The sequence below is a fragment of the Leifsonia sp. NPDC056665 genome, assembly GCF_042791795.1.
Taxonomy (GTDB): Bacteria; Actinomycetota; Actinomycetes; order Actinomycetales; family Microbacteriaceae; genus Leifsonia.
In genome coordinates, this window is record NZ_JBHTXK010000008.1 from 109,638 (window position 1) to 136,041 (window position 26,404).

27 protein-coding genes are annotated in these 26,404 nt (G+C 70.0%); 13 read left to right on the forward strand and 14 right to left on the reverse strand.

Features of this window, described 5'->3' with window-relative positions; all coding sequences use genetic code 11:
• Nucleotides 1-14 precede the first annotated feature (14 nt).
• Entirely contained in the window at nt 15-1,319 is a 1,305-nt protein-coding gene (locus ACFQ9V_RS10275; RefSeq protein ID WP_382459062.1) for a DUF4032 domain-containing protein, read from the forward strand.
• A gap of 71 nt (nt 1,320-1,390) precedes the next feature.
• Here the strand turns inward: ACFQ9V_RS10275 and rlmB are convergent, their stop codons facing one another.
• The 5 genes from rlmB to ACFQ9V_RS10300 all read right to left on the reverse strand — a co-directional run bounded on the left by rlmB (nt 1,391) and on the right by ACFQ9V_RS10300 (nt 6,902).
• Entirely contained in the window at nt 1,391-2,392 is a 1,002-nt protein-coding gene (rlmB, locus tag ACFQ9V_RS10280; protein WP_382459063.1) for a 23S rRNA (guanosine(2251)-2'-O)-methyltransferase RlmB, read from the reverse strand.
• Entirely contained in the window at nt 2,389-3,822 is a 1,434-nt protein-coding gene (cysS, locus tag ACFQ9V_RS10285) for a cysteine--tRNA ligase (protein ID WP_382459064.1), read from the reverse strand. Before cysS ends, rlmB begins: the two co-directional genes overlap by 4 nt.
• A 135-nt stretch (nt 3,823-3,957) precedes the next feature.
• On the reverse strand, nt 3,958-5,139 hold the full coding sequence (gene ispD, locus ACFQ9V_RS10290) for a 2-C-methyl-D-erythritol 4-phosphate cytidylyltransferase (RefSeq protein ID WP_382459065.1): 1,182 nt from the start codon (nt 5,137-5,139) through the stop codon (nt 3,958-3,960).
• Between the two features lie 27 nt (nt 5,140-5,166).
• On the reverse strand, nt 5,167-6,282 hold the full coding sequence (locus ACFQ9V_RS10295; RefSeq protein WP_382459066.1) for an OmpA family protein: 1,116 nt from the start codon (nt 6,280-6,282) through the stop codon (nt 5,167-5,169).
• 137 nt (nt 6,283-6,419) lie between these two features.
• On the reverse strand, nt 6,420-6,902 hold the full coding sequence (locus tag ACFQ9V_RS10300) for a CarD family transcriptional regulator (RefSeq protein ID WP_090040831.1): 483 nt from the start codon (nt 6,900-6,902) through the stop codon (nt 6,420-6,422).
• 177 nt (nt 6,903-7,079) lie between these two features.
• Between ACFQ9V_RS10300 and ACFQ9V_RS10305 the strand changes: the two genes are divergently transcribed.
• Nucleotides 7,080-7,583, forward strand: coding sequence for a hypothetical protein (locus ACFQ9V_RS10305; RefSeq protein WP_382459067.1), 504 nt, complete (start codon nt 7,080-7,082; stop codon nt 7,581-7,583).
• A gap of 76 nt (nt 7,584-7,659) precedes the next feature.
• Here the strand turns inward: ACFQ9V_RS10305 and ACFQ9V_RS10310 are convergent, their stop codons facing one another.
• Both ACFQ9V_RS10310 and ACFQ9V_RS10315 read right to left on the reverse strand, forming a co-directional pair.
• Complete coding sequence (locus ACFQ9V_RS10310) at nt 7,660-8,343, reverse strand: response regulator (RefSeq protein ID WP_382459068.1); 684 nt, start codon at nt 8,341-8,343, stop codon at nt 7,660-7,662.
• Entirely contained in the window at nt 8,340-9,491 is a 1,152-nt protein-coding gene (locus ACFQ9V_RS10315) for a sensor histidine kinase (protein ID WP_382459069.1), read from the reverse strand. Before ACFQ9V_RS10315 ends, ACFQ9V_RS10310 begins: the two co-directional genes overlap by 4 nt.
• A gap of 193 nt (nt 9,492-9,684) precedes the next feature.
• On the opposite strand from ACFQ9V_RS10315, the gene phoU reads away from it, so the two are divergent.
• Nucleotides 9,685-10,341, forward strand: a complete 657-nt coding sequence (gene phoU / locus ACFQ9V_RS10320) for a phosphate signaling complex protein PhoU (protein ID WP_382459070.1) — start codon at nt 9,685-9,687, stop codon at nt 10,339-10,341.
• Nucleotides 10,342-10,428: 87 nt separating this feature from the next.
• On the opposite strand, the gene ACFQ9V_RS10325 is transcribed toward phoU, so the two are convergent.
• Both ACFQ9V_RS10325 and ACFQ9V_RS10330 read right to left on the reverse strand, forming a co-directional pair.
• Nucleotides 10,429-10,866: a 2'-5' RNA ligase family protein gene (locus ACFQ9V_RS10325; protein ID WP_382459101.1), complete on the reverse strand. Its 438-nt coding sequence runs from the start codon at nt 10,864-10,866 to the stop codon at nt 10,429-10,431.
• A gap of 38 nt (nt 10,867-10,904) precedes the next feature.
• The gene (locus ACFQ9V_RS10330) at nt 10,905-11,654 is read right to left on the reverse strand and encodes a phosphoglyceromutase (RefSeq protein WP_382459071.1); all 750 of its coding nucleotides are present in this window, start codon (nt 11,652-11,654) and stop codon (nt 10,905-10,907) included.
• A gap of 17 nt (nt 11,655-11,671) precedes the next feature.
• Between ACFQ9V_RS10330 and ACFQ9V_RS10335 the strand changes: the two genes are divergently transcribed.
• Nucleotides 11,672-12,505, forward strand: a complete 834-nt coding sequence (locus ACFQ9V_RS10335) for a class I SAM-dependent methyltransferase (protein ID WP_382459072.1) — start codon at nt 11,672-11,674, stop codon at nt 12,503-12,505.
• Nucleotides 12,506-12,515: 10 nt separating this feature from the next.
• On the opposite strand, the gene ACFQ9V_RS10340 is transcribed toward ACFQ9V_RS10335, so the two are convergent.
• The 3 genes from ACFQ9V_RS10340 to ACFQ9V_RS10350 all read right to left on the reverse strand — a co-directional run bounded on the left by ACFQ9V_RS10340 (nt 12,516) and on the right by ACFQ9V_RS10350 (nt 14,694).
• The gene (locus ACFQ9V_RS10340; protein WP_382459073.1) at nt 12,516-13,628 is read right to left on the reverse strand and encodes a YgfZ/GcvT domain-containing protein; all 1,113 of its coding nucleotides are present in this window, start codon (nt 13,626-13,628) and stop codon (nt 12,516-12,518) included.
• Nucleotide 13,629: 1 nt separating this feature from the next.
• A complete protein-coding gene (locus ACFQ9V_RS10345; protein ID WP_382459074.1) occupies nt 13,630-14,226 on the reverse strand; it encodes an FABP family protein in 597 nt (198 codons plus the stop codon).
• A 126-nt stretch (nt 14,227-14,352) separates the two neighbouring features.
• Entirely contained in the window at nt 14,353-14,694 is a 342-nt protein-coding gene (locus ACFQ9V_RS10350; protein WP_382459075.1) for a hypothetical protein, read from the reverse strand.
• 112 nt (nt 14,695-14,806) lie between these two features.
• Here ACFQ9V_RS10350 and ACFQ9V_RS10355 point away from each other — a divergent pair, with 112 nt between their 5' ends.
• From ACFQ9V_RS10355 to pstB, 9 genes are all read left to right on the forward strand, one after another.
• Entirely contained in the window at nt 14,807-15,499 is a 693-nt protein-coding gene (locus ACFQ9V_RS10355; RefSeq protein ID WP_370054469.1) for a winged helix-turn-helix domain-containing protein, read from the forward strand.
• Nucleotides 15,500-15,607: 108 nt separating this feature from the next.
• Entirely contained in the window at nt 15,608-17,821 is a 2,214-nt protein-coding gene (locus ACFQ9V_RS10360; RefSeq protein ID WP_382459076.1) for an RNA degradosome polyphosphate kinase, read from the forward strand.
• The gene (locus ACFQ9V_RS10365; protein ID WP_382459077.1) at nt 17,818-18,756 is read left to right on the forward strand and encodes an NUDIX domain-containing protein; all 939 of its coding nucleotides are present in this window, start codon (nt 17,818-17,820) and stop codon (nt 18,754-18,756) included. The genes ACFQ9V_RS10360 and ACFQ9V_RS10365 overlap by 4 nt, the downstream gene beginning before the upstream one ends.
• A 95-nt stretch (nt 18,757-18,851) precedes the next feature.
• A complete protein-coding gene (locus tag ACFQ9V_RS10370; RefSeq protein WP_382459078.1) occupies nt 18,852-19,634 on the forward strand; it encodes a hypothetical protein in 783 nt (260 codons plus the stop codon).
• An 86-nt stretch (nt 19,635-19,720) separates the two neighbouring features.
• Nucleotides 19,721-20,581 carry a L,D-transpeptidase gene (locus ACFQ9V_RS10375; RefSeq protein WP_382459079.1) on the forward strand — a complete coding sequence of 287 codons (861 nt, stop codon included), beginning with the start codon at nt 19,721-19,723 and terminating at the stop codon, nt 20,579-20,581.
• A 163-nt stretch (nt 20,582-20,744) separates the two neighbouring features.
• Nucleotides 20,745-21,839 (forward strand): phosphate ABC transporter substrate-binding protein PstS, encoded by a 1,095-nt coding sequence (gene pstS, locus ACFQ9V_RS10380; RefSeq protein WP_382459080.1) that lies wholly within the window; start codon nt 20,745-20,747, stop codon nt 21,837-21,839.
• 93 nt (nt 21,840-21,932) lie between these two features.
• A complete protein-coding gene (pstC, locus tag ACFQ9V_RS10385; protein ID WP_382459081.1) occupies nt 21,933-22,880 on the forward strand; it encodes a phosphate ABC transporter permease subunit PstC in 948 nt (315 codons plus the stop codon).
• The gene (pstA, locus tag ACFQ9V_RS10390; protein ID WP_382459082.1) at nt 22,880-23,977 is read left to right on the forward strand and encodes a phosphate ABC transporter permease PstA; all 1,098 of its coding nucleotides are present in this window, start codon (nt 22,880-22,882) and stop codon (nt 23,975-23,977) included. The genes pstC and pstA overlap by 1 nt, the downstream gene beginning before the upstream one ends.
• Nucleotides 23,978-24,024: 47 nt before the next feature.
• On the forward strand, nt 24,025-24,804 hold the full coding sequence (gene pstB, locus ACFQ9V_RS10395) for a phosphate ABC transporter ATP-binding protein PstB (protein ID WP_382459083.1): 780 nt from the start codon (nt 24,025-24,027) through the stop codon (nt 24,802-24,804).
• A gap of 81 nt (nt 24,805-24,885) precedes the next feature.
• On the opposite strand, the gene ACFQ9V_RS10400 is transcribed toward pstB, so the two are convergent.
• Both ACFQ9V_RS10400 and sigK read right to left on the reverse strand, forming a co-directional pair.
• The gene (locus ACFQ9V_RS10400; protein ID WP_382459084.1) at nt 24,886-25,626 is read right to left on the reverse strand and encodes an anti-sigma factor domain-containing protein; all 741 of its coding nucleotides are present in this window, start codon (nt 25,624-25,626) and stop codon (nt 24,886-24,888) included.
• On the reverse strand, nt 25,623-26,186 hold the full coding sequence (gene sigK, locus ACFQ9V_RS10405) for an ECF RNA polymerase sigma factor SigK (protein ID WP_382459085.1): 564 nt from the start codon (nt 26,184-26,186) through the stop codon (nt 25,623-25,625). Before sigK ends, ACFQ9V_RS10400 begins: the two co-directional genes overlap by 4 nt.
• Between the last annotated feature and the right edge of the window lie 218 nt (nt 26,187-26,404).

Consider the following 26,404-nt stretch of genomic DNA (forward strand, 5'->3'; position numbering starts at 1 on the left):
TGGAAGGCGCCCTCATGGCCGGCTCTGTCAACATCACCGCGGCGACCGTCGATCCCGCCCTGCTCGATCTGCCCTGGAACCTGCCGCTGGACCAGTGGTCGAACGAGCACATCGCACTGTTGCCCAAGGGCATCAGCCGGCACCTCGTCCGGTTCGCGAACCTGTCCGGCTACGTCATCGCCATCAAGGAGACGACCGCGGAGATGGCGCAGCGCGAGTACGAGATGCTGCGCACCCTCCAGCGCCTGGACGTGCCGTGCGTCGACCCCGTCGCCGTCATCAAGAACCGGACGGACGACGACGGCGACGCCCTGAACGCCGCACTCGTCACCCGGCACCTCAAGTTCTCGCTCCCCTACCGCGCGCTGTTCTCGCAGACCCTGCGCCCGGACACCGCGACCCGCCTGGTCGACGCCCTGGCCGTCCTGCTGGTGCGGCTGCACATCGTCGGCTTCTTCTGGGGCGACGTCTCGCTCTCCAACACGCTGTTCCGTCGTGACGCTGGCGCGTTCGCGGCCTACCTGGTGGACGCGGAGACCGGCCAGATCTACGACGGCGGCCTGTCGAACGGCCAGCGCGAGAACGACCTGGAGATCGCCCGCGTCAACATCGCGGGCGAGCTGATGGACCTGGAGGCCGGCGGCCGCGTGGACGAGGAGCTCGACCCCATCAAGGTGTCGAACGGGATCGTCGCGGCCTACCGGTCGCTCTGGAAGGAGCTGACCGGCAGCGAGTCGTTCTCCTCGTCCGAGCGCTGGCGGATCAGCCAGCGCGTGGAGCGCCTCAACGACCTCGGCTTCGACATCGAGGAGCTGGCGATCAAGACCTCCGACGAGGGCACGACCGTCCGCATCCAGCCGAAGGTCGTCGATGCGGGCCACCACTCCCGCCGCCTGCTGCGCCTGACCGGCCTGGACACCGGCGAGAACCAGGCCCGCCGCCTCCTCAACGACCTGGACTCGTACTCCGCGACCCTCGGCAAGCGCGGCCTGGACGAGGAGGCGATGGCCCACGAGTGGCTGCTGCGCGTCTTCGAGCCGGTCGTCCGCGCCATCCCCACCGATCTGAAGGGCAAGCTGGAACCGGCGGAGGTCTTCCACCAGCTGCTGGAGCACCGCTGGTTCATGTCGCAGGCCGAGGGCCGGGACGTCCCCCTCGCGGAGGCGCTGACCTCGTACATCAACGACATCCTCCGCCACCGCCGCGACGAGGCCACGGTCGTCGCGCCCATCACCGAGACGCTCAGCATCCCGGTGATCGGCGGCGCCACCACGGCCGAAACGGACGACGACGAGGACGACTGGCGTTCGAAGGTCTGAGCGCATACGCCGAGGGGCACGTTGTTGTCGCTTTCCGGGCTCGGAAGCGACGACAACGTGCCCCTCGATCGTTATTTCTTGGCCTCGGCGCGGAGCTTCGAGATCTCGTAGAGGGTGACGCTCGCCGCGATGCCGGCGTTGAGGGACTCCGTGGAGGCCGAGATCGGGATCGAGACGACCGCGTCGCAGGTCTCGGTCACCAGGCGGGACAGGCCCTTGCCCTCGCTTCCGACGACGATCACGACGGGGCGGTCGGCGAAGGACAGGCCGGGGAGGCTGGTGTCGCCGTCGCCGTCGAGTCCGAGGACGAAGACGCCCGCCTTCTTGAACTCCTTCAGCGTCTGCGTCAGGTTCGGGGCCATCGCGACGGGCGTGCGCGCTGCGGCGCCCGCGGACGTCTTCCAGGCGGCCGCGGTCATGCCGACCGAGCGACGCTGCGGGATGATGACGCCCTGGCCGCCGAACGCGGCCGTCGAGCGGATGATCGCGCCCAGGTTGCGGGGGTCGGTGATCCCGTCGAGCGCCAGGAACAGCGGCGTCTGGCCCTTGCGCAGCGTGTAGTCGAGCAGCTCGCCCGGGTGGGCGTACTCGTACGGCGGCACCTTCAGCGCGACGCCCTGGTGCACGGCGTCGCGGCCGGCCAGCCGGTCGAGCTCCGGACGCATGATCTCCAGGATCGGGATGGCGCGGCCGGTGGCGATCGAGAGGATCTCCTTCATCCGGTCGTCCATCTCGATCCGCGAGGCGATGTAGAGCGTGGAGGCCGGGATCGCCGCACGCAGCGCCTCCAGCACGGAGTTGCGCCCCGTGACGATCTCGCTCTCGTCGCCGCTCTTCGCCCGGCGGGCCGCGCCGGAGGCGCCGTCCCGGCCGCCGCGCAGCTCGGCCTTGGCCGCTGCGCGCTCGCGGAGCTGCTTGTTCTTGTAGGCCACGTGGTACTCGCGGTCCTCCGCCTTCGGGGTCGGGCCGCGGCCCTCGAGGGCCTGGCGGCCGTGGCCGCCGGTGCCGACCTGGGCGCCCTTCTTGCCCTTGCGAACGGCCCCGGCCCGGGGCTTGCCACCTGAGTTCTTCATGCTTCAATGCTCCAATGCGACCCCGACGGGGTGTCTTCGATACTGATTCCCGCGGCGGTCAATTCGTCGCGGATGCGGTCTGCTGCCGCGAAGTCACGTGCCTGACGCGCCTCCTGGCGGTCGTCGAGCAGTCGGCCGATCAAGGTTGCGAGCGCGTGCTCGGCCGTGCTCGAACCGGCGGTGCGCCAGTGCGGCGAGAGCGGGTTGATGCCGAGCACCTCGGTCATCGCGAGAACGTGGCCGCGCGCGGCCGCGGCCGCCTCCAAGTCTTCCGCATCCAGCGCCGCGTTTCCTGAACGTACGGTGTCGTGCAGCACGCCGAGCGCCTGCGGCACGGCGAGGTCGTCGTCCATCGCCTCGGCGAACGCGCCGGGAACGACCTCCACGCCGCTGCCGGCGAACCGCGTGCCCGAGAGCCGCCGGTCGACGCGCTCGAAGAATCCGGCGATGCGGTCGAGCGCCGCCTCCGCCTCGCTGAGCGAGCCGTCGTGGAAGTCGATGGTCGACCGGTAGTGCGCCGAGCCGAGGTAATAACGCACGACCAGCGGGCGGGCGGCGCCGAGCAGGTCGGCGGCGTAGACCGAGTTGCCGAGCGACTTGCTCATCTTCTGCCCGTTGACGTGGACGAGTCCGTTGTGCACCCAGTAGGAGGCGAACGCGTCTCCCGCAGCCGTCGACTGGGCGAGCTCGTTCTCGTGGTGCGGGAAGCGCAGGTCGAGGCCGCCGCCGTGGATGTCGAACTGCGGCCCGAGGTAGCGGCGCGACATCGCGGAGCACTCGATGTGCCAGCCGGGACGCCCGTCTCCCCACGGCGACGGGAACGCCGCCGACTCCGGCTCATCGCTCTTGCGGCCCTTCCACAGGGCGAAATCGCGCGCGTCGCGCTTGGCCCGCAGGTCGGCGTCGGCCGCGGCCTCCATGTTGTCGATGCTCTGCCGGGTGAGCTCGCCGTAGGCCGGCCAGCTCTTCACGTCGAAGTAGACGTCGCCCGAGCCGTCCTCGGCGACGTAGGCGTGCCCGCGCTCGATGAGCCGGGCGATCAGCTCCTGCATCTGCGGGATGCTCGCGGTCGCGCGCGGCTCGTAGGTGGGCGGTTGCACGCCGAGCGCCGTGTAGCCGGCCGTGAACTCCAGCTCGAACCGGTAGGCGAGCGCCCACCACTCCTCCGAGCCGCCCTGCGACTGCGCCGTGAGCGCGTTGACGAGGATCTTGTCGTCGATGTCGGTGACGTTGCGCACGAGCGTCACGTCCAGCCCGCGATACGCGAGCCAGCGGCGCAACTGGTCGTAGACCAGCGCCGACCGGAGGTGCCCGATGTGCGGCGACGACTGCACCGTCGGCCCGCACACGTACATGCCCACCGCGCCGGGGCGCAGGGGGACGAAGTCGCGCAGGGCGCCGGCCTTCGTGTCGAAGAGTCGCAGAGTCACGGCACAAGCCTACGGGTCGGGGCGAACGACCGCTTCGCGCGCGACGAAGATGTGGACGACCGGGTCCGAGCGCCTACCTGTGGAGGAGCTCAGCGCGCCGCCAGCGCCTCGACACGTGCGTGGTCGGCCGACGGGTCAGCGCGGGAAGAGCAGAGCGGTCGCGAAGGCGGCGATCCCCTCGCCGCGGCCGGTGAAGCCGAGCCCGTCCGTGGTCGTCGCGCTGAGCGACACCGGGGCGCCGAGGATGCCGGACAGGAGCTGTTCGGCCTCCACCCGCCGCGGCGCGAACTTCGGCCGCTGCCCGATGAGCTGCACCGACACATTCCCGATCCGGTAGCCGGCCTCCTCCACGAGGCGGCGCGTCTCCGTCAGGAACACCTCGCCGTGCGCTCCCGCGAACCGCGGGTCGCCCGTGCCGAACACCCCGCCGATGTCGCCCAGGCCGGCCGCGCCGAGCAGAGCGTCGACGATCGCGTGGCTCGCGGCGTCCCCATCGCTGTGGCCGGAAAGCCCCGGCTCGTCGGGCCAGTGCAGGCCGGCGAGCCACAGCTCGGCCGCCGGGTCGAACGCGTGTGTGTCGGTGCCGAGCCCGATGCGCGGCGTCCGGGAGGGCGCAAGGAGATCGTGTGCGCGCTGCAGGTCCCACGGCGTGGTGATCTTGAACGCCTCCGTCGCGCCAGGCACCACCGTCACCCGGTGTCCGGCCGCGGCGACGAGACCCGCATCGTCGGTCTCGTCGGTCGTCGCGGCGGCGTAGGCGGCGAGGAGCTGGTCCCGCGGGAAGCCCTGCGGGGTCTGCACGGCGGCGAGCGTGGACCGATCCACGGTCTCGTGAACGGAGCCGTCGCCCGCGACGCGCTTGATGGTGTCGCTGACCGCGAGCCCCGGGATCACGCCGTGGCCCGTCGCGACGACCGCGTCGACCACGGCGTCGAACAGCGCAGAGGGCGTGAGCGCACGGGCGGCGTCGTGGACGAGCACCACCTCCACGTCGTCGCCGATCACGGCCAGCCCGGCCGCGACCGACTGCTGACGGGTCGTGCCTCCTGCCACGACAGCGACCGAATGCCCGAACACCCGGAGTGCGAGCGCAGCGGCATCGTCCACGCGATCAGCCGGCACGACGAGCACAGGCTCCGCCGGCGCGCTCATTCCGCGCACGGCATGCAGCGACCGCTCCAGCAGGGTGCGGCCGTCGAGCTCCACGAACGCCTTCGGCACCTCGGCCCCCAGGCGGGTTCCCGAACCTGCTGCCACGACGACGACCGCGACGCTCGCAACCGGGGCGGTGTCGCGCGGTGAAGAGTTGTTGGTCACTCCACGAGCGTACCCACCTGCGCGCGTTCAGCTCGCGGGAATGACGATGTCCACCCGCCGGTTGAGCTGCCGCCCGGCCGGATTGTCCTTTCCGTCGATCTCATTGGCTGCGACTGGATTGTCCGCGCCGTTCCCTGCCGCAGTCAGCGCGCCGCCGACTCCGCGGTCGGTGAGCGCCTTCACCACGGCGGCCGCGCGCTTCTCCGAGAGCGTCTTGTTGTATGACGGCGATCCGATCGAGTCGGTGTTCCCCGTGATCGACGCCGCCTTCACCCCGAGCTCGCCGAAGGCCTTCGCGAGGGAGTCCATCGTCTCGTTCGCCTCAGGGCGCAGGATGCTCGAGTCGAAGTCGAACAGCACATCGTCGCTCACCCGGATGCTCGTGCCGCACACCTTCGCCGGCTCGAGTGCGGCGAAGGCCGGGAAGCCTCCGAGTTTCGCCACGGGCGGGATGGGGTCGGCCTTCACCGTCGTGCCGTTGACGCGGGCCGTGCCCTTGCCATCGTTGATGATCGAGATCGAGCCGTCCGAGTAGGTGCCGCTGCCGTCGCCTCCGTTGACGATCGCGATCCGGCCGTCCGAGTGCGTTCCGCTGCCGTCGCCGCCGTTGACGGTGCTGGCGCGACCGTCCGCGTAGGTGCCGCTCCCATCCTCCTGCACCACGATGTCGATGCCGTCGCCGGAATACGTGCCGCCTCCCGTTCCGTCGCTGACGATGCTCACGCCCCCGCCGGAGAAGACGCCGCTGCCGTCGCCGCCGTTCACGACGGACACGCCGGGCGCCGACAGCACCCCGGACCCGTCGCCGCCGTTCACCTGGCTCGCCCCGCCGTACAGGTCGCCGGCGCCGTCACCGCCGATCACCGCGCCACTGGCGTCGCAGTGTGCGTTCTCGACCGTCAGACCGGGGTAGTCCGTGCCCAGGTTCGCCTGGAACGCCTTCGCGAGCTGCGACTGGGCCGCGTCGACCAGCGAAAGATCGGGGATGCGGAACAGCGGCACCGGAGGGAACTGCCCCACGTCGTAGCCCGCGACGGTGGCGACGGAGAGCTTCTTCGTCCCGTCGGCGCTGCTCGACGCCGTCGGATCGGGATCAGACCCGTCCGCGCATCCGGTGAGGACCAGTGCGGCCAAGGGAACCACGGCGAACAGGGCGCGAGAACGAACAGAAACCACATCCATAGCAAATTTCACGCTCAGATACTATTGGCTTTGAGGGCGAAAGAAAAGGGCCCGCGACGATACGTCGCGGGCCCTTTCGAAAACGGGTGAATCGCAGGTTACGAGGCGAGGACCTCGTCGAGGAGGGTGGAGGCCTTCTCATCGTCGGTCTTCTCCGCCAGGGCGAGCTCCGAGATGAGAATCTGCCGTGCCTTCGCCAGCATGCGCTTCTCACCGGCGGACAGGCCGCGGTCCTGGTCGCGGCGCCACAGGTCGCGGACGACCTCGGAGACCTTGATGACGTCGCCCGACGCCAGCTTCTCCAGGTTGGCCTTGTACCGGCGGGACCAGTTGGTGGGCTCCTCGGTGAAGGGGGCGCGTAGCACCTCGAACACGCGGTCGAGGCCCTCCTTGCCGATGACATCGCGCACGCCCACGAGATCCACGTTCTCGGCGGGGACCTCGATGGTCAGGTCACCCTGAGTCACGTTGAGCTTGAGGTACAGCTTCTCTTCACCCTTGATTATTCTTTTCTTGACTTCGGTGATCGTTGCAGCACCGTGATGGGGGTAAACGACGGTTTCGCCAACCTCGAAAAGCATAGATATGTTGTCCCTTCAGCAACGAATAGGATACCACACGAGGCACATGCTAAGGTTCGCCCCCGCAGCTCGCGGGCGGCCGGGGAGCGCTGCCGGCATACGGTAAACTCGGCACAAAACCGCTTCGTAACAGGGCATCAGCGCGCCGTCGAGCGGAACGATCGGGAGGGTCATCCAGTGAAAGCTCGCGTCGCGGCGTCCATCGTCCTCGCCCTGGCGGTCGCAGCCGGCACAGCCGGATGCGGATTCATCGCACCGCAGGCCACCACGAAGCACTACGACGCCAGCGACGGCGTGAGCGGCGACGTCGGCCAGATCGACGTGCGCAACGCCTTCATCGTCACCGACGGCGTCGGCGGCAAGGTCGGCAACCTCGTGGTCAGCCTGGTCAACACCGACAGCAAGAGCCACCGTGTGGCCATCACCTCCGGCTCCACCGGCAGCGCGGCCTACGTCACGGTCCAGCCGGGTGAGGTCAAGAAGATCGGTGCGCAGCCCGACAAGGCGTCCTCCAGCAACGTCTTCCTCACCCCGTTCGACGCGCTGCCCGGCAGCAACTACGACGTGTACTTCCAGTACGCCGACGAGACCGGCGTGAAGCTGCAGGTCCCGGTCCTCGACGGCGGCCTCCCGGACTACAAGAGCCTCGTGCCGCCGACCATCCTGCCCGCGCAGGGCTGAGAGCCGGCCCGGCAGACGAAACGAAAGCCGCCCTCGCGAACTGCGAGGGCGGCTTCGTCGTTCGGAGGGACGGCCGTCAGGCGTTGAAGCGGTAGCCGAGCCCGCGCACCGTCACCAGCATCTGCGGTTCCGACGGGCTCTCCTCGATGCGCGAGCGGATGCGCTTGATGTGCACGTCCAGCGTCTTGGTGTCGCCGAAGTAGTCGCTCCCCCACACCCGGTCGATGAGCTGACCGCGGGTGAGCACGCGTCCGGCGTTGCGGAGCAACAACTCCAGCAGCTCGAATTCCTTCAGCGGCATGGAGATCTCGTCGCCCGAGACCGCGACCGTGTGACGGTCGACGTCCATGCGGACGGTGCCGGCCTCGAGGATGCCGTCGTCCTCCATCTCGGCCTCATCCACTCGCCGGCGGAGCACCGCACGGATGCGGGCCAGCAGCTCGCGGGAGGAGTACGGCTTGGTGACGTAGTCGTCCGCGCCGAGCTCGAGGCCGACCACGATGTCCACCTCGGAGTCCTTGGCGGTCAGCATGATGATCGGGACGTTGGAGCGCGTGCGGATCTCGCGGCACACCTCGGTGCCGGGGATGCCGGGGAGCATGAGGTCGAGCAGCACCAGGTCGGCGCTGCCGCGGTCGAACTCCGCGAGGGCCGTCGGGCCGTCTTCGGCGACGGTCACCTCGTAGCCCTCACGCTTGAGCAGGTACGCGAGCGGCTCGCTGAGTGCGGCCTCATCCTCGACGAGCAGGATAGCTGTCACAGGTTCTCTCCAATCGGGGGACGGACGGTTGCGGCCTCTGGCAGCCGGATGGTGAAGGTGGAGCCTCGCCCGGGCTGCGACCAGACCCGGACCTCGCCGCCGTGGTTCTGCACGGCGTGCTTGACGATCGAGAGGCCGAGCCCGGTGCCCCCGGTGTTGCGGGAGCGGGCCTGGTCGACCCGGAAGAAGCGTTCGAACACCCGGTCGAGGTCCTCCTCCGGGATGCCCTCGCCCTGGTCGGTGACGGCGATCTCGACCACGCCGTCGACGGTGCGCACGCCGATCCCGATGCGGGAGTCCTCCGGCGAGTACTGGATGGCGTTCGAGATGAGGTTGTGGACCGCCGTGACGAGGAGGGCTTCGTTGCCGAGCACGGTCGCGTCCTTCTCGCCGCGCATCGCGATCTCGATCTGGCGCGACTCCGCCGCGACCTTGTTCTGGTCGATGGCCGCCCGGACGACCTTCTTGGCCGAGAGCTGCTCGGCGTCGCCGAGGGCGTCGGCGGCCTGGAGGCGGCTCAACTCGATGATGTCCTGGGTGATGCGGGCGAGCCGGGAGGCCTCCTCGCTCAGCCGCAGCGCGAACCGGCGAACCTGGTCCGGGTCGTCGGAGGCGTCGTCCAGCGCCTCTGCCAGCAGGCTGACGGCGCCGATCGGGGTCTTCAGCTCGTGGCTGATGTTCGCCACGAAGTCGCGGCGCACGGAATCCAGCCGGAACGACTCGGTGCGGTCCTCCGCCAGCAGCAGGATGTACCGGGAGCCCAGCCGGGCCACCCGCACGCTCAGGTGGATGTTGGCGTCGCCGAACGGTCCGCGCGCAAGCTCGCACTCCTCGGTGACCGGCTCGCCCGTGCGGCGCACCCGGTCGACCAGCGCCACGAGGTGCGGGTGGACGAGGGCGCCGTTCCAGACCAGCCCGATCGCATGCGCGCCGGGGGATGCTTTGATGACGTTGTTCGACGGGTCGATGACGACCCCCGCAGACTCCATCGCGTCGAGCACCTGGTCGACGCCGTCCGGAACCGCCGGGTTGGACACGGCGGCCGCGTGGTCCCCGCGACGCGCGGCGATGTGGAGGATCCAGACGAACCCCGCACCGACGGCCAGCCCCAGCCCGAGCGAGAGCAGCACCAACCAGGCGGAGTCCATACCCAAAGCGTAGGTGATGCGCGAGGACGCGCCGCGACCGATGACGCTCTGCGCCGCGTGTTTTCGCGGGTACGTTAGACAGTGTTCAGCCCTACGGCACCGTCCGTTAACCTCCCGAAGCGACCATGCTGAACGGGGTCAGTCGACCCCTGTATCCCGCGTGCGCGCGCACGCCCAGGAAGGACCTCATCCCATGCGCGAAGTTTTCCAGCAGGAGCTGGCCGACGTCCAAGACCGGTTGGTCGAGATCGCCGAGCTTGTCGTCCGCTCGATCCGCAGCGCCACGGAGGCGTTCAACGAGTCGGATGTGTCCCTCGCCGAAGAGGTGATCGCCAACGACCACCGCATCGACGAGCTGACGGTGCTGCTCGACGAGCTCTCGATCCAGATCCTCGCCCGCCAGCAGCCGGTCGCCCGCGACCTCCGCATCGTCGTGAGCGCGCTGCGCATCAGCGCCTCCCTCGAGCGGATGGGCGACATGGCCGAGCACATCGCCCAGCTCGCCCGCTACCGCTTCCCGGACAAGGTGGTGCCGAAGAGCCTGCGCGGGACGTTCGCCGAGATGGGCCGGCTCGACGTGCAGATCGCCGAGAAGCTCGCCGAGCTGCTGCGCACCCAGGACATGCGCGTCGCGGACGAGATCCGCAACGACGACGACGACATCGACGAGCTGCACGCCAGCGTGTTCGACAAGGTGCTCGGCGAGACCTGGAAGGGTCAGGCCGTGGACACCGTCGACGCCACGCTCGCGAGCCGCTACCACGAGCGCTTCGCCGACCACGCCGTCTCCATCGCCAAGAAGGTCCAGTACCTGGCCACCGGCGACTGGGCCCCCGAACTGGCCGGCTGACCCCTCCCCAACTGACCTGCGCCGAGTGGGCGGATACTCCGCCCACTCGGCGTTTTTCGTGCGACTTTGCGCCGTCTCGGCAGTGGGTCAGGCGAGGGGGATGCGGGCGGCGACGCGGCGGGAGCCGGGGGTGCGGGCGACGAGCGCGAGCTCGGCGAGCGACGCGTGGTCGCCGGGCGCGAGCACGGCCGAGCGCTGGTCGCTCGCGTGCGGGCGGTAGCCGCCGCGGACGTGGCGCTGGTCTGCGATGACCGCGCCCGCGGCCTCCAGCGCGTCGACGCAGGCGGTGTGCAGCGCGAGCAGGGCGGGCGACGGTCGGACCAGCGTGACCGGCACCGCGCGACGGTGGCCGAACGACGCGCGCGCCCCGGCGACGACGGGGATGCGCGGCCCGTGCGGCAGGAGTGCGGCGACCGCGTCCGCCTCCAGCTCGGTCTGGAACGGCGGCACGACGGTGATGTGCAGCGGCCAGTCCCCCGTCGCGAACTCCGCAGGAACGACGACGTCGCCGCCGCGTTCCGGCAGGAACGCGACGACGACGTACGACGGGACGGCCGTGAGGCCTACTTCTTGCCCTGGGCCGCGACGGCCGCGGCGCCGGCGGCGGCGGCCTCCGGGTCGAGGTACACGCCGGGCTCGATGGGCGCGAAGGTCTCGTCGAGCTTGTAGACCAGCGGGATGCCGGTCGGGATGTTCAGCTCGGCGATCTCCTCGTCCGAGATGCCGTCGAGGTGCTTGACGAGCGCGCGCAGCGAGTTGCCGTGCGCGGTCACCAGCACCGTCTTGCCCTCGGCGAGGCTGACGGTGATGTCGGACTCCCAGTACGGCAGCATCCGCGCGATGACGTCCTTCAGGCACTCCGTGCGCGGGAGGTCGTCGCCGAGACCGGCATAGCGCGGGTCGTTCGCCTGCGACCAGTCGCTGTCGTCGTCGAGCGGCGGCGGCGGCACGTCGAAGGAGCGGCGCCAGAGCTGGAACTGCTCCGGACCGTACTTCTCCAGCGTCTCCGCCTTGTCGAGACCCTGGAGCGCGCCGTAGTGGCGTTCGTTGAGCCGCCAGGAGCGCTCCACCGGGATCCAGAGCCGGTCCGCGACGTCGAGCGCGATGTCCGCGGTCTGGATCGCGCGGGTCAGCACCGAGGTGTAAAGGATGTCGGGGTGGAGGCCGGACTCGGCGAGGAGCTCGCCGGCGCGGGTGGCCTCGGCGACGCCCTGTTCGCTGAGCCGGACGTCGACCCAGCCGGTGAACAGGTTCTGCTGGTTCCACACGCTGTTGCCGTGACGGAGGAGGATCAAAGTGTAAGGAGCGGGCATGCGATTAATCTTGTCACATGCCCTCCACGTCCTCCCGCGCCGGCTCGATGGTCGGCACCGTCACCCGCGGGACGACGAACACTAACCGGCTGAGGAGGGTGGACCGCTGGATCGCGGCCCTGCCCGAGCTGCGCCGCACGGGTGACCCGCTGGTCGTCGACCTCGGCTACGGAGCGAGCGGCGTGACGGCCTTCGAGCTCCAGCACCGGCTGGCCAAGGTGCGCCCCGACGTGGAGGTCCTGGGGCTGGAGATCGACCCTGGCCGGGTCCGCACGGCCCTCGCGCAGCTGGAGGACGTGCGCGCCGGAAGCACCGGCTTCGACCCGCTGGCGCGGGTGGGCTTCGCGGTCGGCGGCTTCGAGGTGCCGCTGCCGGGGCGGCACGCGGCGGTGATCCGCGCGTTCAACGTGCTGCGTCAGTACGACGAGTCGGAGGTCGCCCCCGCCTGGGAGCGCATGCTCGGCCGCCTGCAGCTCGGCGGCGCACTCGTGGAGGGCACCTGCGACGAGATCGGCCGGATCGCGAGCTGGGTCACCCTCGACAGGACGGGACCGCAGACCTTCACCGTCTCGCTGCGGCTGCGCGGGCTCGACGCGCCGAGCGTCGTGGCCGAGCGGCTGCCCAAGGCGCTCATCCACCGGAACGTCCCAGGCGAAGGCGTGCACGCCTACCTCGCGGACCTCGACCGGCTCTGGCGCGTCCACTCCCCGCTCGCCGCGTACGGACCGAAGCAGCGCTGGATGGCGGCGGCGCAGGGGATGCGGGATGCGGGCTGGCCGGTGGTGGGCGGCCGGGCGCGCTGGCGGCTCGGGGAGCTCACGGTGGCATGGGAGGCCGTCGCTCCGGTGTAGAGACCGGGCCTCAGCCGCGCGGCGTGCGGGTGACGGCGCCGAGGCGTGGGAGGTGCGGGACGTGGGCCTCGGCTCCGGCCTCGGGCGGCACCACGATCTCCTGGGCGGCCGCGACCGGCGTGCCGTCGGCGTCCACCGTCAGCGTGGCCGCTGGGTCGGTGCTGCGCTTCACGATGGCGAGCGCGATCGGGCCGAGCTCGTAGTGCAGGGCGGAGGAGGTGACGGTGCCGACCACGCGGCCGTCGAGCGTCACTTCGGCGCCGCGGGCGGGGTGGACCCCCTCCGAACCATCGAGGTGCAGCATCACCAGGCGGCGCGGCGGGTGGCCGAGGTTGTGCACCTTCGCCACCGTCTCCTGGCCGCGGTAGCAGCCCTTGGTGAGGTGGACGGCCGTGCGCAGCCAGTCGAGCTCGTGCGGGATGGTGCGCTCGTCCACCTCGGTGGCGAAGCGCGGGCGCCAGGCGGCGATCCGCAGGGCGTCGGCCGCGAGCGTGCCGGCGACGGCCAGCTCCCCGGACTCGACGCGGGCGACGATCGACGGGAGCGCCTCGCGCGGCACGACCCGCTCGCTCCAGCTCCAGCTCGCTCCGGGATGCTCGCCACGCGCGTACTGGTGGCCGCCGGGGGTCACCGCGTGCCAGGGGTCGTGCCAGATGAGCGGGACGGCGTTCGGCGCGGCGATCGGCAGCGGAGGCTCGCCGAGGGTCCCGATCGTCGCGAGCGTCTCGGTGTGGTCGGCCAGCTCCACGCGCAGCATGAAGCGCATCGAGTCGAGCCAGGCGAGCAGGCCGGTGGCCTCCGGCCGGTCGACCAGCAGCCACAGGGTCGAGCCGTCCTCGATCAGGCGCACCGCGTGCTCCACGCGGCCGGTGACGTCGAGCAGCAGGGTCTCGGACGACTCCCCCGGCTGGAGGCCGAGCAGTGACTGGCTGGTGAGCGAGTTGAGCCAGCTCAGCCGGTCGGGCCCGGTGATCGACAGCACCGCGCGGTCGGACAGGTCGACGATCGCGCCGCCGTCGAGCAGGGCGCGCTGCTCCGCGAGCGGGTTGCCGTAGTGCGAGGGCACCCCTGCGTCGGCGAGGTCGACCGCGCCGGGGAGGGAGAGGAAGGGCGAGGTGTCCACGTCAGTCCACCTTGGCGAGCCGGGCGGAGGCGTGCGTGCGCAGCTCCTGGCCGAGCGCCGCGATGTCCCAGGCCCAGAGGAGGTGGCCCTCCACGAGCCCGTAGAGCCGGGTCGCCGCGCTGTACTCCTTGGCGCCGGCCGTGCGCACGACGGCGTCCGTCGCCAGGTCGATGCGCGGGCCGTTCACCTGGCCGATGTAGAGCTCGCTGACGCCGTCCGGGTGGATGATCGCCACGTCGATGTCGAAGCCGCCGCTGGAGGCGCGCAGGGTCTCGACGGCCTGCGCGGTGCCGAACGGCCGCGTGCCCTGGCCTGGCAGCATCGCCGGGCCCGGGTCGCCCTCGACCAGGGTGCGGCTGAGCCGCCAGTAGCCGGTCTCTGCGGCGAGCGGGGTGCGGTCGTCGTCGAGCACCCACGAGGTCGCGGAGTAGTTGAGGTAGGCCTCGCCGTCGTGGCTGAAGCTCACCCGCTGCCCGAACTCGAGCTGGGTGTGCACCTCGCCGAGGGCGTAGTCGACCACGCCGCTCCCCTCCCAGACCCCGATCAGCCAGGAGAGCGGGACGAGTTCGGCCGGAAGGTCGGTGGGGAGCTCGATCATACCTAGCGCTGGCCGCGGAAGAGGTTGTAGACCACCACGCCGGACACACCGAGGATCGCGAGGGTGGCCAGTCCGAGCAGGCCGATGAAGAAGAGTTCGAGAGCGACGAGCATAGGGCCAGTCTAATCAGTGCCCGAGCGTGACGAGGCCGAGGATGCCCCCGATGACGCCGAGGATGACGAAACTCCCGGTCAGCGTGGTCGCCAGCCGGTTGACGAAGCCGTCCTTGCGCTGGGTTGCGAGCTGGGCTCCGAAGGACGCGAGCACGCACACGCCCAGCGCGAGCGACAGCCAGGACGCGTACTGGATCGGGTGGGAGAGGAAGGCGATGAGCACGCCGAGCACGAGCGCGAGCGCCCACACCCCGCCGACGCTCAGCACGACCATCGAGCGCGGCATCGGCTCGGGAGGCGGCCCCGCCGCGGCGGCAGGACCGAGAAGGCCCGGATCGGACGGCGTCTCGCTCATCCCCCTATTGTGCCGTGCGCGGGCGGCGGCCGCCTCCCCTCGTCTCCGCGATCTGCCGCCGTAAGCGTTTCCGGTAGCATTGCCGCACGAAGACGGGCGAGGAGGATACTGGGTGGCGCAGCTGTTGATCCTCACGTCCGCCCCCGACGCGGACGTGCTTCCGGCTCTCGGCCTCCTCAGTCACCGCGTCCGGCAGATCCCCGCCGAGCCCGCCTCCCTGGTCAACGCCCCCGCCTGCGACCTCATCCTGGTCGACGCCCGACGCGACCTGGCGAGCGCGAAGTCGCTGTGCAAGATCCTCACCACGACCGGCATCACCGTCCCGCTGCTGCTGGTGCTCACGGAGGGCGGCCTCACCGCGGTGAGCGCCGACTGGGGCGTCAACGACGTGCTGCTCGACACCGCCGGCCCGGCGGAAGTTGACGCGCGCATCCGGCTGGCGATCGGCCGGCAGACGCAGGAGCACTCGCAGACGAAGATCCAGGCGTCGGGCATCACCATCGACGAGGCGAGCTACTCGGCCAAGGCGCACGGCAAGGTGCTCGACCTCACCTTCAAGGAGTTCGAGCTGCTGCGGTTCTTCGCCACGCACCCCTCGCGGGTGTTCACGCGCGAGCAGCTGCTGAGCGAGGTGTGGGGCTACGACTACTTCGGCGGCACCCGCACGGTCGACGTCCACGTGCGGAGGCTGCGGGCCAAGCTCGGCGACCTGGAGTCGCTGATCGGCACGGTCCGCAACGTGGGCTACCGCTTCAACGTGTACGAGGACGAGAACGACCGTCTGCCGTCGTCGGTGCGGCCCTGAGCGTCCCCAGCCGGGCTTACTCCTCCACGGGCCTCGTCGTCCCGTCGTTTCTCCACAGTTAACCGGGACCCATGCCGCTGCCCGGACGGGCGGTGCCATGATGGGTGCATGGACGGCGAGCGCACTGCACTGGAGAACGGACTACTCGACAACGGGCTGAGCGGCAGCCTGGGCAGCGACTTCGACGACGACTTCGCCCCCTTCATCTACGAGCCGGACCCGACCCTCCCGGACAACCGCTACCTCGACCGCGAACTGAGCTGGCTGGCGTTCAACCAGCGGGTGCTCGAGCTCGCGGAGGACCCGCTGCTGCCGGTGCTGGAGCGCGCCAACTTCCTCGCGATCTTCGCCAGCAACCTGGACGAGTTCTTCATGGTCCGGGTCGCCGGGCTCAAGCGCCGCATCGCCACCGGGCTGGCCGTGCCGACGAACGTCGGCCGCGCCCCGCAGGACGTCCTGGCCGACATCTCCCTGAAGGCCCACGAGCTGCAGGTGCGGCACGCCAAGGCCTACCGCGAGCTCGTGCTCCCCGCGCTGGAGGACGCCGGCATCACGGTCTCGTCGTGGGACGAGCTCGACGACGCCGACAAGGTGCAGATGCGCGAGGTGTTCTCGCTGCAGATCTTCCCGGTGCTCATGCCGCTCGCCGTGGATCCCGCACACCCGTTCCCCTATATCTCCGGGCTGTCGCTGAACCTCTCGATCCGCGTGCGCAACTCGCGCACGGGCAAAGAGCAGTTCGCGCGCCTCAAGGTGCCGCAAATGCTGCCGCGCTTCGTGCGCATCGATGCGCGCGAAGGTCTCGGTCAGGTGCGCTTCCTGCGCCTGGAGGACCTGATCGCCAACCACCTCGGCGACCTCTTCCCCGGCATGGAGATCCTCGACCACCACGTCTTCCGCGTCACGCGCAACGAGGACGTCGAGATCGACGAGGACGAGACCGAGAACCTCATCCAGGCCCTCGAGCGCGAGCTGCTGCGCCGCCGGTTCGGCCCGCCCATCCGGCTCGAGGTCACCGACGACATGGATGACGTGACCCTCGGGCTGCTCGTGCGCGAGCTCGACGTGACCGAGCAGGAGGTCTACCGCCTGCCCGCGCCGCTCGACCTCGGCGGCCTGTTCGACATCTCCCGGATCGACCGGCCCGACCTGCACTACCCCAACCACGTGCCGACCACGGCGCCGCAGCTCATGCCGAGCGAGCCGAACGCCAAGCCGGACGTGTTCGCTGCGGTCGCGCGCCAGGACATCCTGCTGCACCACCCGTACGAGTCGTTCGCGACGAGCGTCCAGGCGTTCCTCGAGCAGGCCGCCGCCGACCCGCACGTGCTGGCCATCAAGCAGACCCTCTACCGCACGTCGGGCGACAGCCCGATCGTGGAGGCCCTCATCGACGCGGCGGAGTCCGGCAAGCAGGTGCTGGCGCTGGTCGAGATCAAGGCGCGCTTCGACGAGCAGAACAACATCTCCTGGGCGCGCAAGCTCGAGAAGGCCGGCGTGCACGTCGTCTACGGCCTCGTCGGGCTCAAGACGCACTGCAAGCTCGCGCTGGTGATCCGCGAGGAGAAGGGCGTCCTCAAGCACTACAGCCACATCGGCACGGGCAACTACAACCCCAAGACCTCGCGCATCTACGAGGACCTCGGCCTGCTGACCGCCGACGACCAGGTGGGCAAGGACCTCACCCGCCTTTTCAACGAGCTGTCCGGCTACGCGATCGAGAAGAAGTTCAAGCGCCTCCTGGTCGCGCCGCTGCACCTCCGCAAGGGACTGCTCAAGCGCATCGACACCGAGGCGGCCAATGCGGCGGCGGGCAAGCCGTCCGGCATCCGCATCAAGCTCAACTCCATCGTCGACGAGGCGATCATCGACGCGCTCTACCGCGCCAGCCAGGCCGGCGTGCCGGTCGAGCTCTGGGTGCGCGGCATCTGCGGGCTCGTGCCAGGGCGCGACGGGCTCTCCGAGAACATCCGGGTGCGCTCGGTGCTCGGCCGCTATCTGGAGCACTCGCGCGTGTTCTCGTTCGTGAACGACGGCGACCCGCACGTCTACATCGGCAGCGCGGACATGATGCACCGCAACCTCGACCGTCGCGTCGAGGCGCTGGTGCGCCTGGCCGATCCAGAGCACCTCGCCGAGCTCGGCCGCCTGTTCGATCTCGCGTTCGACGAGCGCACGGCGGCGTGGACGCTCGCGGAGGACGGCGTCTGGACCAGGCACCACCTCGACGAGAGCGGCGCGCCGCTCAACGACCTCCAGACCAAGCTGCAGCAGCAGGCCGCGCACCGTCCGCGTTCGTCCCGCACGGGTTCGAGGCGGTGAGCCTCGCCGTCTACGCCGCGGGCGCCCTCTGCTGGCGCGTCGTGGACGACAGGATCGTGGTGCTCGTCGTGCACCGCACCAAGTACGGCGACGTGACGATCCCGAAGGGCAAGGTCGACCCGGGCGAGACGCTCCCGCAGACCGCCGTGCGCGAGATCCTGGAGGAGACCGGGCTCGCTGTGACGCTCGGCGTCCCGCTCGGCATCTCGGCGTACCCGCTGACCTCGGGGCGCGAGAAGATCGTCCACTACTGGGCGGCGGAGGTCGGCGACCACGCGATCGAGCGCTCGACGTTCGTCCCGAACACAGAGATCGCGGCGATCGAGTGGGTCACGCTGAAGAAGGCGCGCAGCTACCTCACCTACGAGCGCGATGTGGAGATCATCGACGCGTTCGAGTCTCTGGTGCGTCAGGGCGTCACCTCGACCTTCGCGCTCATCGCGCTCCGCCACGGCAAGGCCGAGCCGCGCGGAGCGTGGGCCGGCTCCGACGCCTCCCGCCCGCTCACCGACCGCGGTGTCAAGCAGGCGGCCGGCGCTGTGCCGAGCCTGCTCGCGTGGCAGCCGCGGCGCATCGTCACCAGCGACGCCGTGCGCTGCGTCGCGACGGTCGCGCCCCTCGCCGCCGCGACCGGCGTCAAGCCGCGCCGCGAGCCCGGCATCAGCCAGGACGCCTACGAGGACGGCGACGGCGAGGTCCGCACGATCATCGGCAAGCGCGTGCGCTCGCGCAAGACCGCGGTGCTGTGCAGCCACGGACCGGTCCTGCCCGAGATCCTGCGCGAGATCGCACTGGCGACCGGCACGATGCCGGGCGGCTACCTGTCCGACGCCGCCGACCTCGACACCGGCGGGTTCTCGGTCGTGCACCTCTCAGCGACCAACCCGTCGTCGGGCATCGTCTCCATCGAGACGTATGCACCGTCGGTGGAATAACTGAAATACTCATGTTTATTTGAGATTCCTCAGGGTGTGACGCTAGATTGGCATGGTCGTCCCAGTCGGGACGGCCGTACCAACCAAGGGGAAGCATGCTCTCTACCACTCGCACGCGCCTGACGCTCGGCGCCGCAGCTGCGGCTGCCGTCATCGGCGGGCTCTTCGTCGCCGCTCCGGCCAATGCCGCCACCGGCGACCTGACCCTCGCGAACTCGACCTTCACCGCCGGCGACTGGGGCACCGGTCTCGACGTGTCGGGTTCCGGCTTCACGGCAGACACCACCGTCACCATCACCGTGAGCTACCCCGACGGTGCGACCGTCCTGGGCCAGCAGGACGTCACGGCGGACGCCACCGGCGCCTTCACGAACGAGGTCTTCACGCCGGCCGCCAGCCTCCCGCTGCCCGCGGTCGGCGAGGACGTCGTCGTGAGCGCCACCTCGACCGACGGCGACACCTCCAACACGATCGTCCTCGACGTGCGCGCGCCGAAGGGCATCTCCGCGAACACCACGAGCATCTCGACCGAGGATCTGACCAACGCGGACGTCGGGGTCGAGATCACCGCCTCGGGCTACACCCCCGGCGAGGACGTCACGCTGTCGTCCACCTACAACGGCGACCAGATGCCGGCCGTCGCGTACGTCGCCGATCGCAGCGGAACCGTCAACGTCGCGGTCTACCTTGCGCAGGGCACTGCCGAGGCCGGGCAGATCGAGTTCACCCTCACGGGCGAGACCTCGGCTGTGGCCAACTCCATCACGATCACCGTCACCGGTGACGACATCGTTGCCGGCCCCGGCCCGCTCTCCCCGGCGCCGGTTCCCGACGCCGCTCCCACCACGCCGGGCACGCTGCCCGTCGTGAGCGGCTGAGAGCCGCAACAACCGCACAGCGGGGTGGACGCGTCCAGCGTCCACCCCGCTTGTCGTCGGAGCCCATCTTCTCCTCGGAGCACAGCATGAAACGCATCCTCACCGCGGCCGGAGCCGCACTCCTCGCCGTGGTCGCCCTCTCCGCGTGCTCCCCCGGCACGCCCGCCGCGACCACCACCCCGACCGCCAGCCGGACTCCCGAGGCCGCCGGGCCGGCACTCCCGCCCGGGATGACGCCGTCGGCGATCGCCGCCCTCCCGGCCGCGGTGTACGACGCGGTCATCCCCGGCCTCCTCGCCGCCCCGGCCGAGCCCCGGATCAGCCACGCGGCCACGGTCGCGTTCGACGCCCCGGTCTACGCTGCGGACTTCACCACCGCCGTCGCGCGCATCCCCGCCAAGGACTTCCTCGGCAAGCCGACCGTCATCGTCCCCGTCGCGACGAAAGGCGCCTGGTCGATGGTGCTCACGGCCAGCCGTCAGCTCCTGCCCTCGCAGGCCGGCGACGGCGCGAGCGCCCCCGCCCAGACCGCCGCGTGGATGCCCACCTCGGCGCTCGGAACCTCCGTCGCACTCCAGCACCGCGTCGTCGTGTCCGTGTCGGCACAGACGCTCACGATCACCGACGCGAACGGGAAGGCGGAGCAGACGTTCCCCGTCGGCGTCGGGACCCCCGAGACCCCGACGCCGACCGGGACGACCGGTTACCTGCAGGCGCGCTACCTCGATCCCGCGCAGGGCCAAGCGGTCCACCGGATCCAGCTCACCTCGCTGCACGCGACCGCCGCCGACGAGCCGTACGGCGGAGCGGACGGCGGCCTCATCGGCATCCACTACCAGAACGTGGCGTTCGGAGCCGTCTCCCAAGGATGCGTCAGGCTGGGCGCCGACGCGATCGACGCCGTCGACCGGCTCCCGCTCGGAACACCGATCACGGTCCAGGACTGACGGGGCGAACGCCCGCCGAACCTATGCGTGCGCATCAAGAGGCCACCGGTCGTTAACCTTCCGTTTACCACTGCGGGGGACTCTGGTCAGACACCGGGAATAGCGTCACACGCGGGTCGCACCGACCCCGTCCTGTTGTTACTGATCCCCGGAAGGGACAACTGTGAAACTGAAGCGTCTTGGCGTTCCCGTGGCACTCCTCGCCGCCGCCGCCATCTCCCTCACCGCCTGTGCGTCGAACGAGGGCAGCACCCCGGCGACCACCACGGCCAAGCCGTCGAACCTCTCGGGCACGCTGAACGGCATCGGTTCGTCCGCCCAGGGCGCCGCGCAGACCGTCTGGGCCGCCGGCTTCCAGCAGGCCAACCCGAAGGTCACCGTCAACTACGACCCGCAGGGCTCCGGCGCCGGCCGCAAGAGCTTCATCTCGGGCGCCGCGGACTTCGCCGGCTCCGACGCCGCGCTCAACACCACCGAGCTCGCCGGCACGTTCGCCGGTTGCGCCGCGGGCGCCAAGGGCATCGACCTCCCGGTCTACATCTCCCCGATCGCCATCGCGTACAACGTCGACGGCGTGAAGGACCTCAAGCTCGACGCCGACACGATCGCCGGCATCTTCTCGGGCAAGATCACCACCTGGGACGACGCCAAGATCAAGTCGCAGAACTCGGGCGCCACGCTCCCGTCGGCTCCGATCACGGTCGTGCACCGCTCCGACGACTCGGGCACCACCCAGAACTTCACCGACTACCTGGCGCAGAACGCCCCGACCGTCTGGACCGCTCCCGCGGCGCAGACCTTCCCGTTCCAGGTCGGTGACGCCGCCAAGGGCACCTCGGGTGTCGCGGACGCCACCAAGAACGCGAAGAACTCGATCACGTACATCGACGAGTCCGGCTCGGCCGGCCTCTCGATCGCGCAGCTGAAGGTCGGCGACACCTACACCAAGATCAGCGCCGACGGCGCTGCCAAGGTGGTCGCCGCCTCGCCGATCGCCTCGGGCCGCGAGACCAACGACCTGGCCATCCAGATCAACCGCAAGGACACCTCCACCGGTGCCTGGCCGCTGGTCCTGGTCTCGTACATCGTCGCCTGCCAGCAGTACAAGGACGCCGCCAAGGCGGACCTCGTGAAGGGCTACGCGAACTACGTGGTCTCCAGCGACGCCCAGAAGGCCGCTTCCGACCAGGCCGGCTCGGCCCCGCTGTCGAGCGACCTGTCCTCGAAGGTCGGCAAGGCCATCGCCAGCATCAAGTAACACCCCGGCCGCTCGGCTTGGACCGCACCCCGGTCCAGGCCGAGCGGCGCATCACACTCACCCCGCTGGGGACCCGATGAGAGAAAGCAACGAATGACCGCCGGAACCGCAGGAGCCATCAGGCCGAAGGCGAAAACCCGCCTCGGTGACCGCGTCTTCTCCACCTCCACCGTCGTGGCCGGGTCGCTGATCCTCGCCACCCTCGCCGCCGTCGCGCTCTTCCTCATCATCCAGAGCATCCCCGCTCTGAGCGCCGGCGCCGGCCAGCTGCCCAACAACGCCACCAACTTCTGGGCGTGGGTCTGGCCCCTGGTCTTCGGCACCATCTGGGCTGCACTCATCGCGCTCATCATCGCCACGCCGCTGTCGATCGGCATCGCCCTCTTCATCTCGCACTACGCGCCCCGCCGCGTCGCGCAGACCCTCGGCTACATCATCGACCTGCTCGCCGCCGTCCCGTCCGTCGTCTTCGGCCTCTGGGGCATCGCGACACTCTCTTCGTTCGTCCAGCCCTTCTACGCCTGGCTCGGCCAGTACCTCGGCTGGTTCCCGCTCTTCGCGCCGCCGATCTCCGGCACCGGACGCACCATCCTCACCGCCGCCGTCGTCCTCGCCGTGATGGTCATCCCGATCATGACCGCGATCTGCCGCGAGATCTTCCTGCAGACCCCGCGCCTGCACGAGGAGGCCGCGCTGGCGCTCGGCGCCACGAAGTGGGAGATGGTCCGCATGGCGGTCCTCCCCTTCGCCCGCAGCGGCATCATCTCCGCGATCATGCTCGGCCTCGGCCGCGCGCTGGGCGAGACGCTGGCGATCGCGATGGTGCTCTCGCCCGCGCTCATCGTCAAGTTCGCCGTGCTGCAGGCGCAGAGCCCGAACACGATCGCCGCGAACATCGCGCTGCAGTTCCCTGAGGCCACCGGCGTCGGCGTCAACGCGCTCATCGCGTCCGGCCTCGTGCTCTTCGTCGTGACCCTGCTGATCAACATGCTCGCCCGATACATCGTCAGCCGCCGTGCGGCCTTCTCTGGAGCGAACTGATGGCCGCCACCACCACCGCGACCGCGGCACCCCGCCCGCTGGCCAACTCCTACACCGCGGGCAAGCTTCCGCGCTGGACCCCGTGGGTGATGCTCGTGGGCTCCTGGGTCGTGCTCATCGCAGTGTTCGCGATGCTCGCGGCCAGCGGCGCCACCAAGGGCTTCAACCCCGTCGGGGCGATCTTCTTCGGCACCGTGCTCTTCGACATCGCGATCTACACCACGTCGCTGCTGGTCGAAGGCAACCGCAAGGCGAAGGACCGGCTGGTCACCTCGCTCGTCGCGACGGCGTTCATCATCGCGCTGCTGCCGCTGATCTCCCTCGGCTGGACGGTCGTCGCCCAGGGCCTCGCGCGATTCGACCTCACCTTCTTCTCCGAGTCGATGCGCAACGTCATCGGCGAGGGCGGCGGCGCGCTCCACGCGATCGTCGGCACGCTGGAGATCACGCTCATGGCGGCGGTCATCTCGGTGCCGATCGGCCTCCTCACCTCGATCTACCTGGTGGAGTACGGGCGCGGGATCCTCGCGCGCGGCATCACCTTCTTCGTGGACGTCATGACCGGCATCCCCTCGATCGTCGCCGGTCTGTTCGCCTACGCGCTGTTCGCCCTCTTCTTCGGGCCGGCCATCCGCAACGGCTTCATGGGGTCGGTGGCGCTGTCCGTGCTGATGATCCCGGTGGTCGTGCGCTCGAGCGAGGAGATCCTGCGGATCGTCCCCAACGAGCTGCGGGAGGCCTCCCTCGCCCTGGGCGTGCCGAAGTGGCTGACCGTGCTGAAGGTCGTCCTGCCGACGTCGCTCGCGGGGCTCGTCACCGGCGTGATGCTCGCCATCGCCCGCGTGATCGGCGAGACCGCGCCGCTGCTGATCGTGGCCGGCTTCACCACGAGCATGAACTACGACCTCTTCAACGACCGGATGATGGCCCTGCCGGTGTTCGTGTACACCCAGTACACGCAGGCGGCCGGCCTGCACGCGCAGGCCTCCATCGACCGCGCCTGGACCGGTGCGCTCACCCTGATCATCATCGTCATGCTCCTGAACCTCATCGGCCGGATCGTCGCGAAGGTCTTCGCCCCCAAGTACGGCCGCTGACCGCGGACTCCACAGCTTCAACCCGAAGAACGCAGACAAGGAAAAACGTGTCCAAGCGCATCGAAGTCAACGACCTCAACGTGTATTACAGCAAGTTCCTCGCCGTGGAGGGCGTGTCGCTCACCATCGAGCCGCGGACGGTGACCGCGTTCATCGGCCCGTCCGGCTGCGGCAAGTCGACCTTCCTCCGCACGCTCAACCGAATGCACGAGGTCATCCCCGGCGCGTACGTCGACGGTGAGGTGCTGATCGACGGCAACAATCTGTACGGCACGGGCGTCGACCCGGTGCTCGTGCGCCGCCAGGTGGGCATGGTCTTCCAGCGCCCGAACCCGTTCCCGACGATGAGCATCCGGGACAATGTGCTCGCCGGCGTCAAGCTCAACAACCGCCGGATGTCGAGGAGCGAGTCGGACGACCTGGTGGAGAAGTCGCTGCAGGGCGCCAACCTCTGGAACGAGGTCAAGGACCGTCTGGCCCTCCCCGGCTCCGGCCTGTCGGGCGGCCAGCAGCAGCGCCTGTGCATCGCGCGCGCCATCGCGGTCTCCCCCGACGTGCTCCTGATGGACGAGCCGTGCTCGGCCCTCGACCCGATCTCCACCCTCGCGATCGAGGACCTGATCGAGGAGCTCAAGAACGACTACACGATCGTGATCGTCACCCACAACATGCAGCAGGCCTCGCGCGTCTCCGACCGCACCGCGTTCTTCAACATCGCGGGCACCGGCAAGCCGGGCAAGCTCATCGAGTACAACGACACCAACATGATCTTCTCGAACCCGACCCAGCAGGCCACCGAGGACTACGTCTCCGGCCGCTTCGGTTGATCCGCCACCGCACAGCGTGAACGAGGCCCACGGGATGTCCCGTGGGCTTCGTTGCGTCTGACCCGGCGGCCGGCGCGCGGCTCAGGAGTTGATGGCGACGATCGGTTTCGTGGTCGGCTGCTTCGAGCCTCCACTGGGCTCGACGGTCATGCCGATGGTGTCGCCCGGCGTCATCGTGCCCGTGAGGACGCGCCAGGTCGCGACGTGGCCGGCGGAGTCCATCGTGCCGGCCGGGGTGGCGGCGCCCCCGCGGATGTACCAGAGCTCGTAGGTCTTGCCGCCGGCGAGCTGCGGGAGGTCGGTGGCGACGATCGCGGACTGGCCGAGCCGGGCCGACCAGACGAGCGTCGCCGTGCCGCCGCCGGTGATGGGGGCGGTGCTGCGCTGTGTGTCCGGGGAGGCGTTCAGGGCGGCCAGAGCGGACGACTGCTGCTGCTGGTAGGAGTCGGTGCCGGCGAGGCTGACGCCGACGAACGCGCCGGCGATGAAGAGGATGACGGCGGCAGCGGCGGAGGCGAGGATCGCGCCGGGGCGCTGAAACCAGCGACGGGCCGCACGGGCCTCGGCGGGAGTGGGGTGGGGTGCGCGGGCCGGCTCTGCCGTGCTCGGCGCTGCCTGCTCCTCCTCCGGCGCGAGCTGCGGCGTCTCGGCGATCCGCGCGAACAGCGCGGCCTTCAGCGCCGCGGGCGGCTCGACGGGGTCGGACGCGAGCGCGAGCTGGGCGGCGACGTCCTCGAAGTCCTGCGCCTCCCGGGCATTGTCCGCACCGAGGCGGGCGCCGAGCGTCGTGGGGTCGGTGTTATCGCGGTTCTCGTCGGTCATGGTGTCACCCCCAGTTCGTCGCGCAGGCGTATCATCGCATCCCGCAACCGGGTTTTGGCTGTGCCGAGGGGGATGCCGAGCTCGGCCGCGAGCTCACTCTGGGTGAGCCCGCCGAAGTAGGCGAGCGTGACGGCTTGGCGCTGCACTTCGCTCAACTTCTCCATCGCCACCTCCACTCGCTCATGCTCGACCCGGACCTCCACTGTCTCCGCCACCACATCGAACGCTGTCGGCAGGTCTCGGATGCCGACCGCGGTGTCACGATCGTGCGACGCCTGCGACGCACGGATGCGGTCGATCGCCCTCCTGTGCGCCATCGTGAGGAGCCAGGTGAGCGCTCTGCCCTTATTCGGATCGAAGCGCCGAGCGGATTGCCACGCTTCCAGGAAGACCTCCTGGGCGACCTCCTCGGACTGCGCGGCGTCGATCAGGAGCCGCCGGATGAGGCCGAGCACGCGGGAGGCCGTGTGGTCGTAGAAGTCGGAGAACGCGCGCTGGTCGCCCTGGGCGACACGCAGCAGCAGGTCGTCGAGCTGCTCCACCACGGGGGCGTCGTCCACTCTTCGATCTCCGCTCGTCTGGGCCGCTGACGCCTTCGACTGTAGCCCTTCCGCCGCGGTGAGCCTGGTCGCCACGGGCATGAAAGAGCCGGACCGCAGAACGCCTCTCGGCGCGAGGCCGCTCGAAGCGGCAAGTATTGGAGCCCGGGGTTACTGCGGTCCGGCTTCGTCAAGCATACAGGAGGCCGTACGGCGCTTCACGGCGTGGCGTTCGCAGG

Excerpts from the sequence above, each read along its gene's own strand:
- ACFQ9V_RS10345 (WP_382459074.1), bottom strand. The coding sequence starts at position 14,226 with ATGATCGAGCTCCCCACCGACCTTCCGGCCGAACTCGTCCCGCTCTCC.
- ACFQ9V_RS10350 (WP_382459075.1), bottom strand. The coding sequence starts at position 14,694 with ATGAGCGAGACGCCGTCCGATCCGGGCCTTCTCGGTCCTGCCGCCGCG.
- ACFQ9V_RS10360 (WP_382459076.1), top strand. The coding sequence starts at position 15,608 with ATGGACGGCGAGCGCACTGCACTGGAGAACGGACTACTCGACAACGGG.
- ACFQ9V_RS10330 (WP_382459071.1), bottom strand. The coding sequence starts at position 11,654 with ATGCCCGCTCCTTACACTTTGATCCTCCTCCGTCACGGCAACAGCGTG.
- rlmB (WP_382459063.1), bottom strand. The coding sequence starts at position 2,392 with ATGAAGAACTCAGGTGGCAAGCCCCGGGCCGGGGCCGTTCGCAAGGGC.
- pstA (WP_382459082.1), top strand. The coding sequence starts at position 22,880 with ATGGCCGCCACCACCACCGCGACCGCGGCACCCCGCCCGCTGGCCAAC.
- ACFQ9V_RS10300 (WP_090040831.1), bottom strand. The coding sequence starts at position 6,902 with ATGCTTTTCGAGGTTGGCGAAACCGTCGTTTACCCCCATCACGGTGCT.
- ACFQ9V_RS10275 (WP_382459062.1), top strand. The coding sequence starts at position 15 with ATGGCCGGCTCTGTCAACATCACCGCGGCGACCGTCGATCCCGCCCTG.
- ACFQ9V_RS10375 (WP_382459079.1), top strand. The coding sequence starts at position 19,721 with ATGAAACGCATCCTCACCGCGGCCGGAGCCGCACTCCTCGCCGTGGTC.
- phoU (WP_382459070.1), top strand. The coding sequence starts at position 9,685 with ATGCGCGAAGTTTTCCAGCAGGAGCTGGCCGACGTCCAAGACCGGTTG.
- ACFQ9V_RS10335 (WP_382459072.1), top strand. The coding sequence starts at position 11,672 with ATGCCCTCCACGTCCTCCCGCGCCGGCTCGATGGTCGGCACCGTCACC.
- ACFQ9V_RS10315 (WP_382459069.1), bottom strand. The coding sequence starts at position 9,491 with ATGGACTCCGCCTGGTTGGTGCTGCTCTCGCTCGGGCTGGGGCTGGCC.
- ACFQ9V_RS10400 (WP_382459084.1), bottom strand. The coding sequence starts at position 25,626 with ATGACCGACGAGAACCGCGATAACACCGACCCCACGACGCTCGGCGCC.
- pstC (WP_382459081.1), top strand. The coding sequence starts at position 21,933 with ATGACCGCCGGAACCGCAGGAGCCATCAGGCCGAAGGCGAAAACCCGC.
- ACFQ9V_RS10370 (WP_382459078.1), top strand. The coding sequence starts at position 18,852 with ATGCTCTCTACCACTCGCACGCGCCTGACGCTCGGCGCCGCAGCTGCG.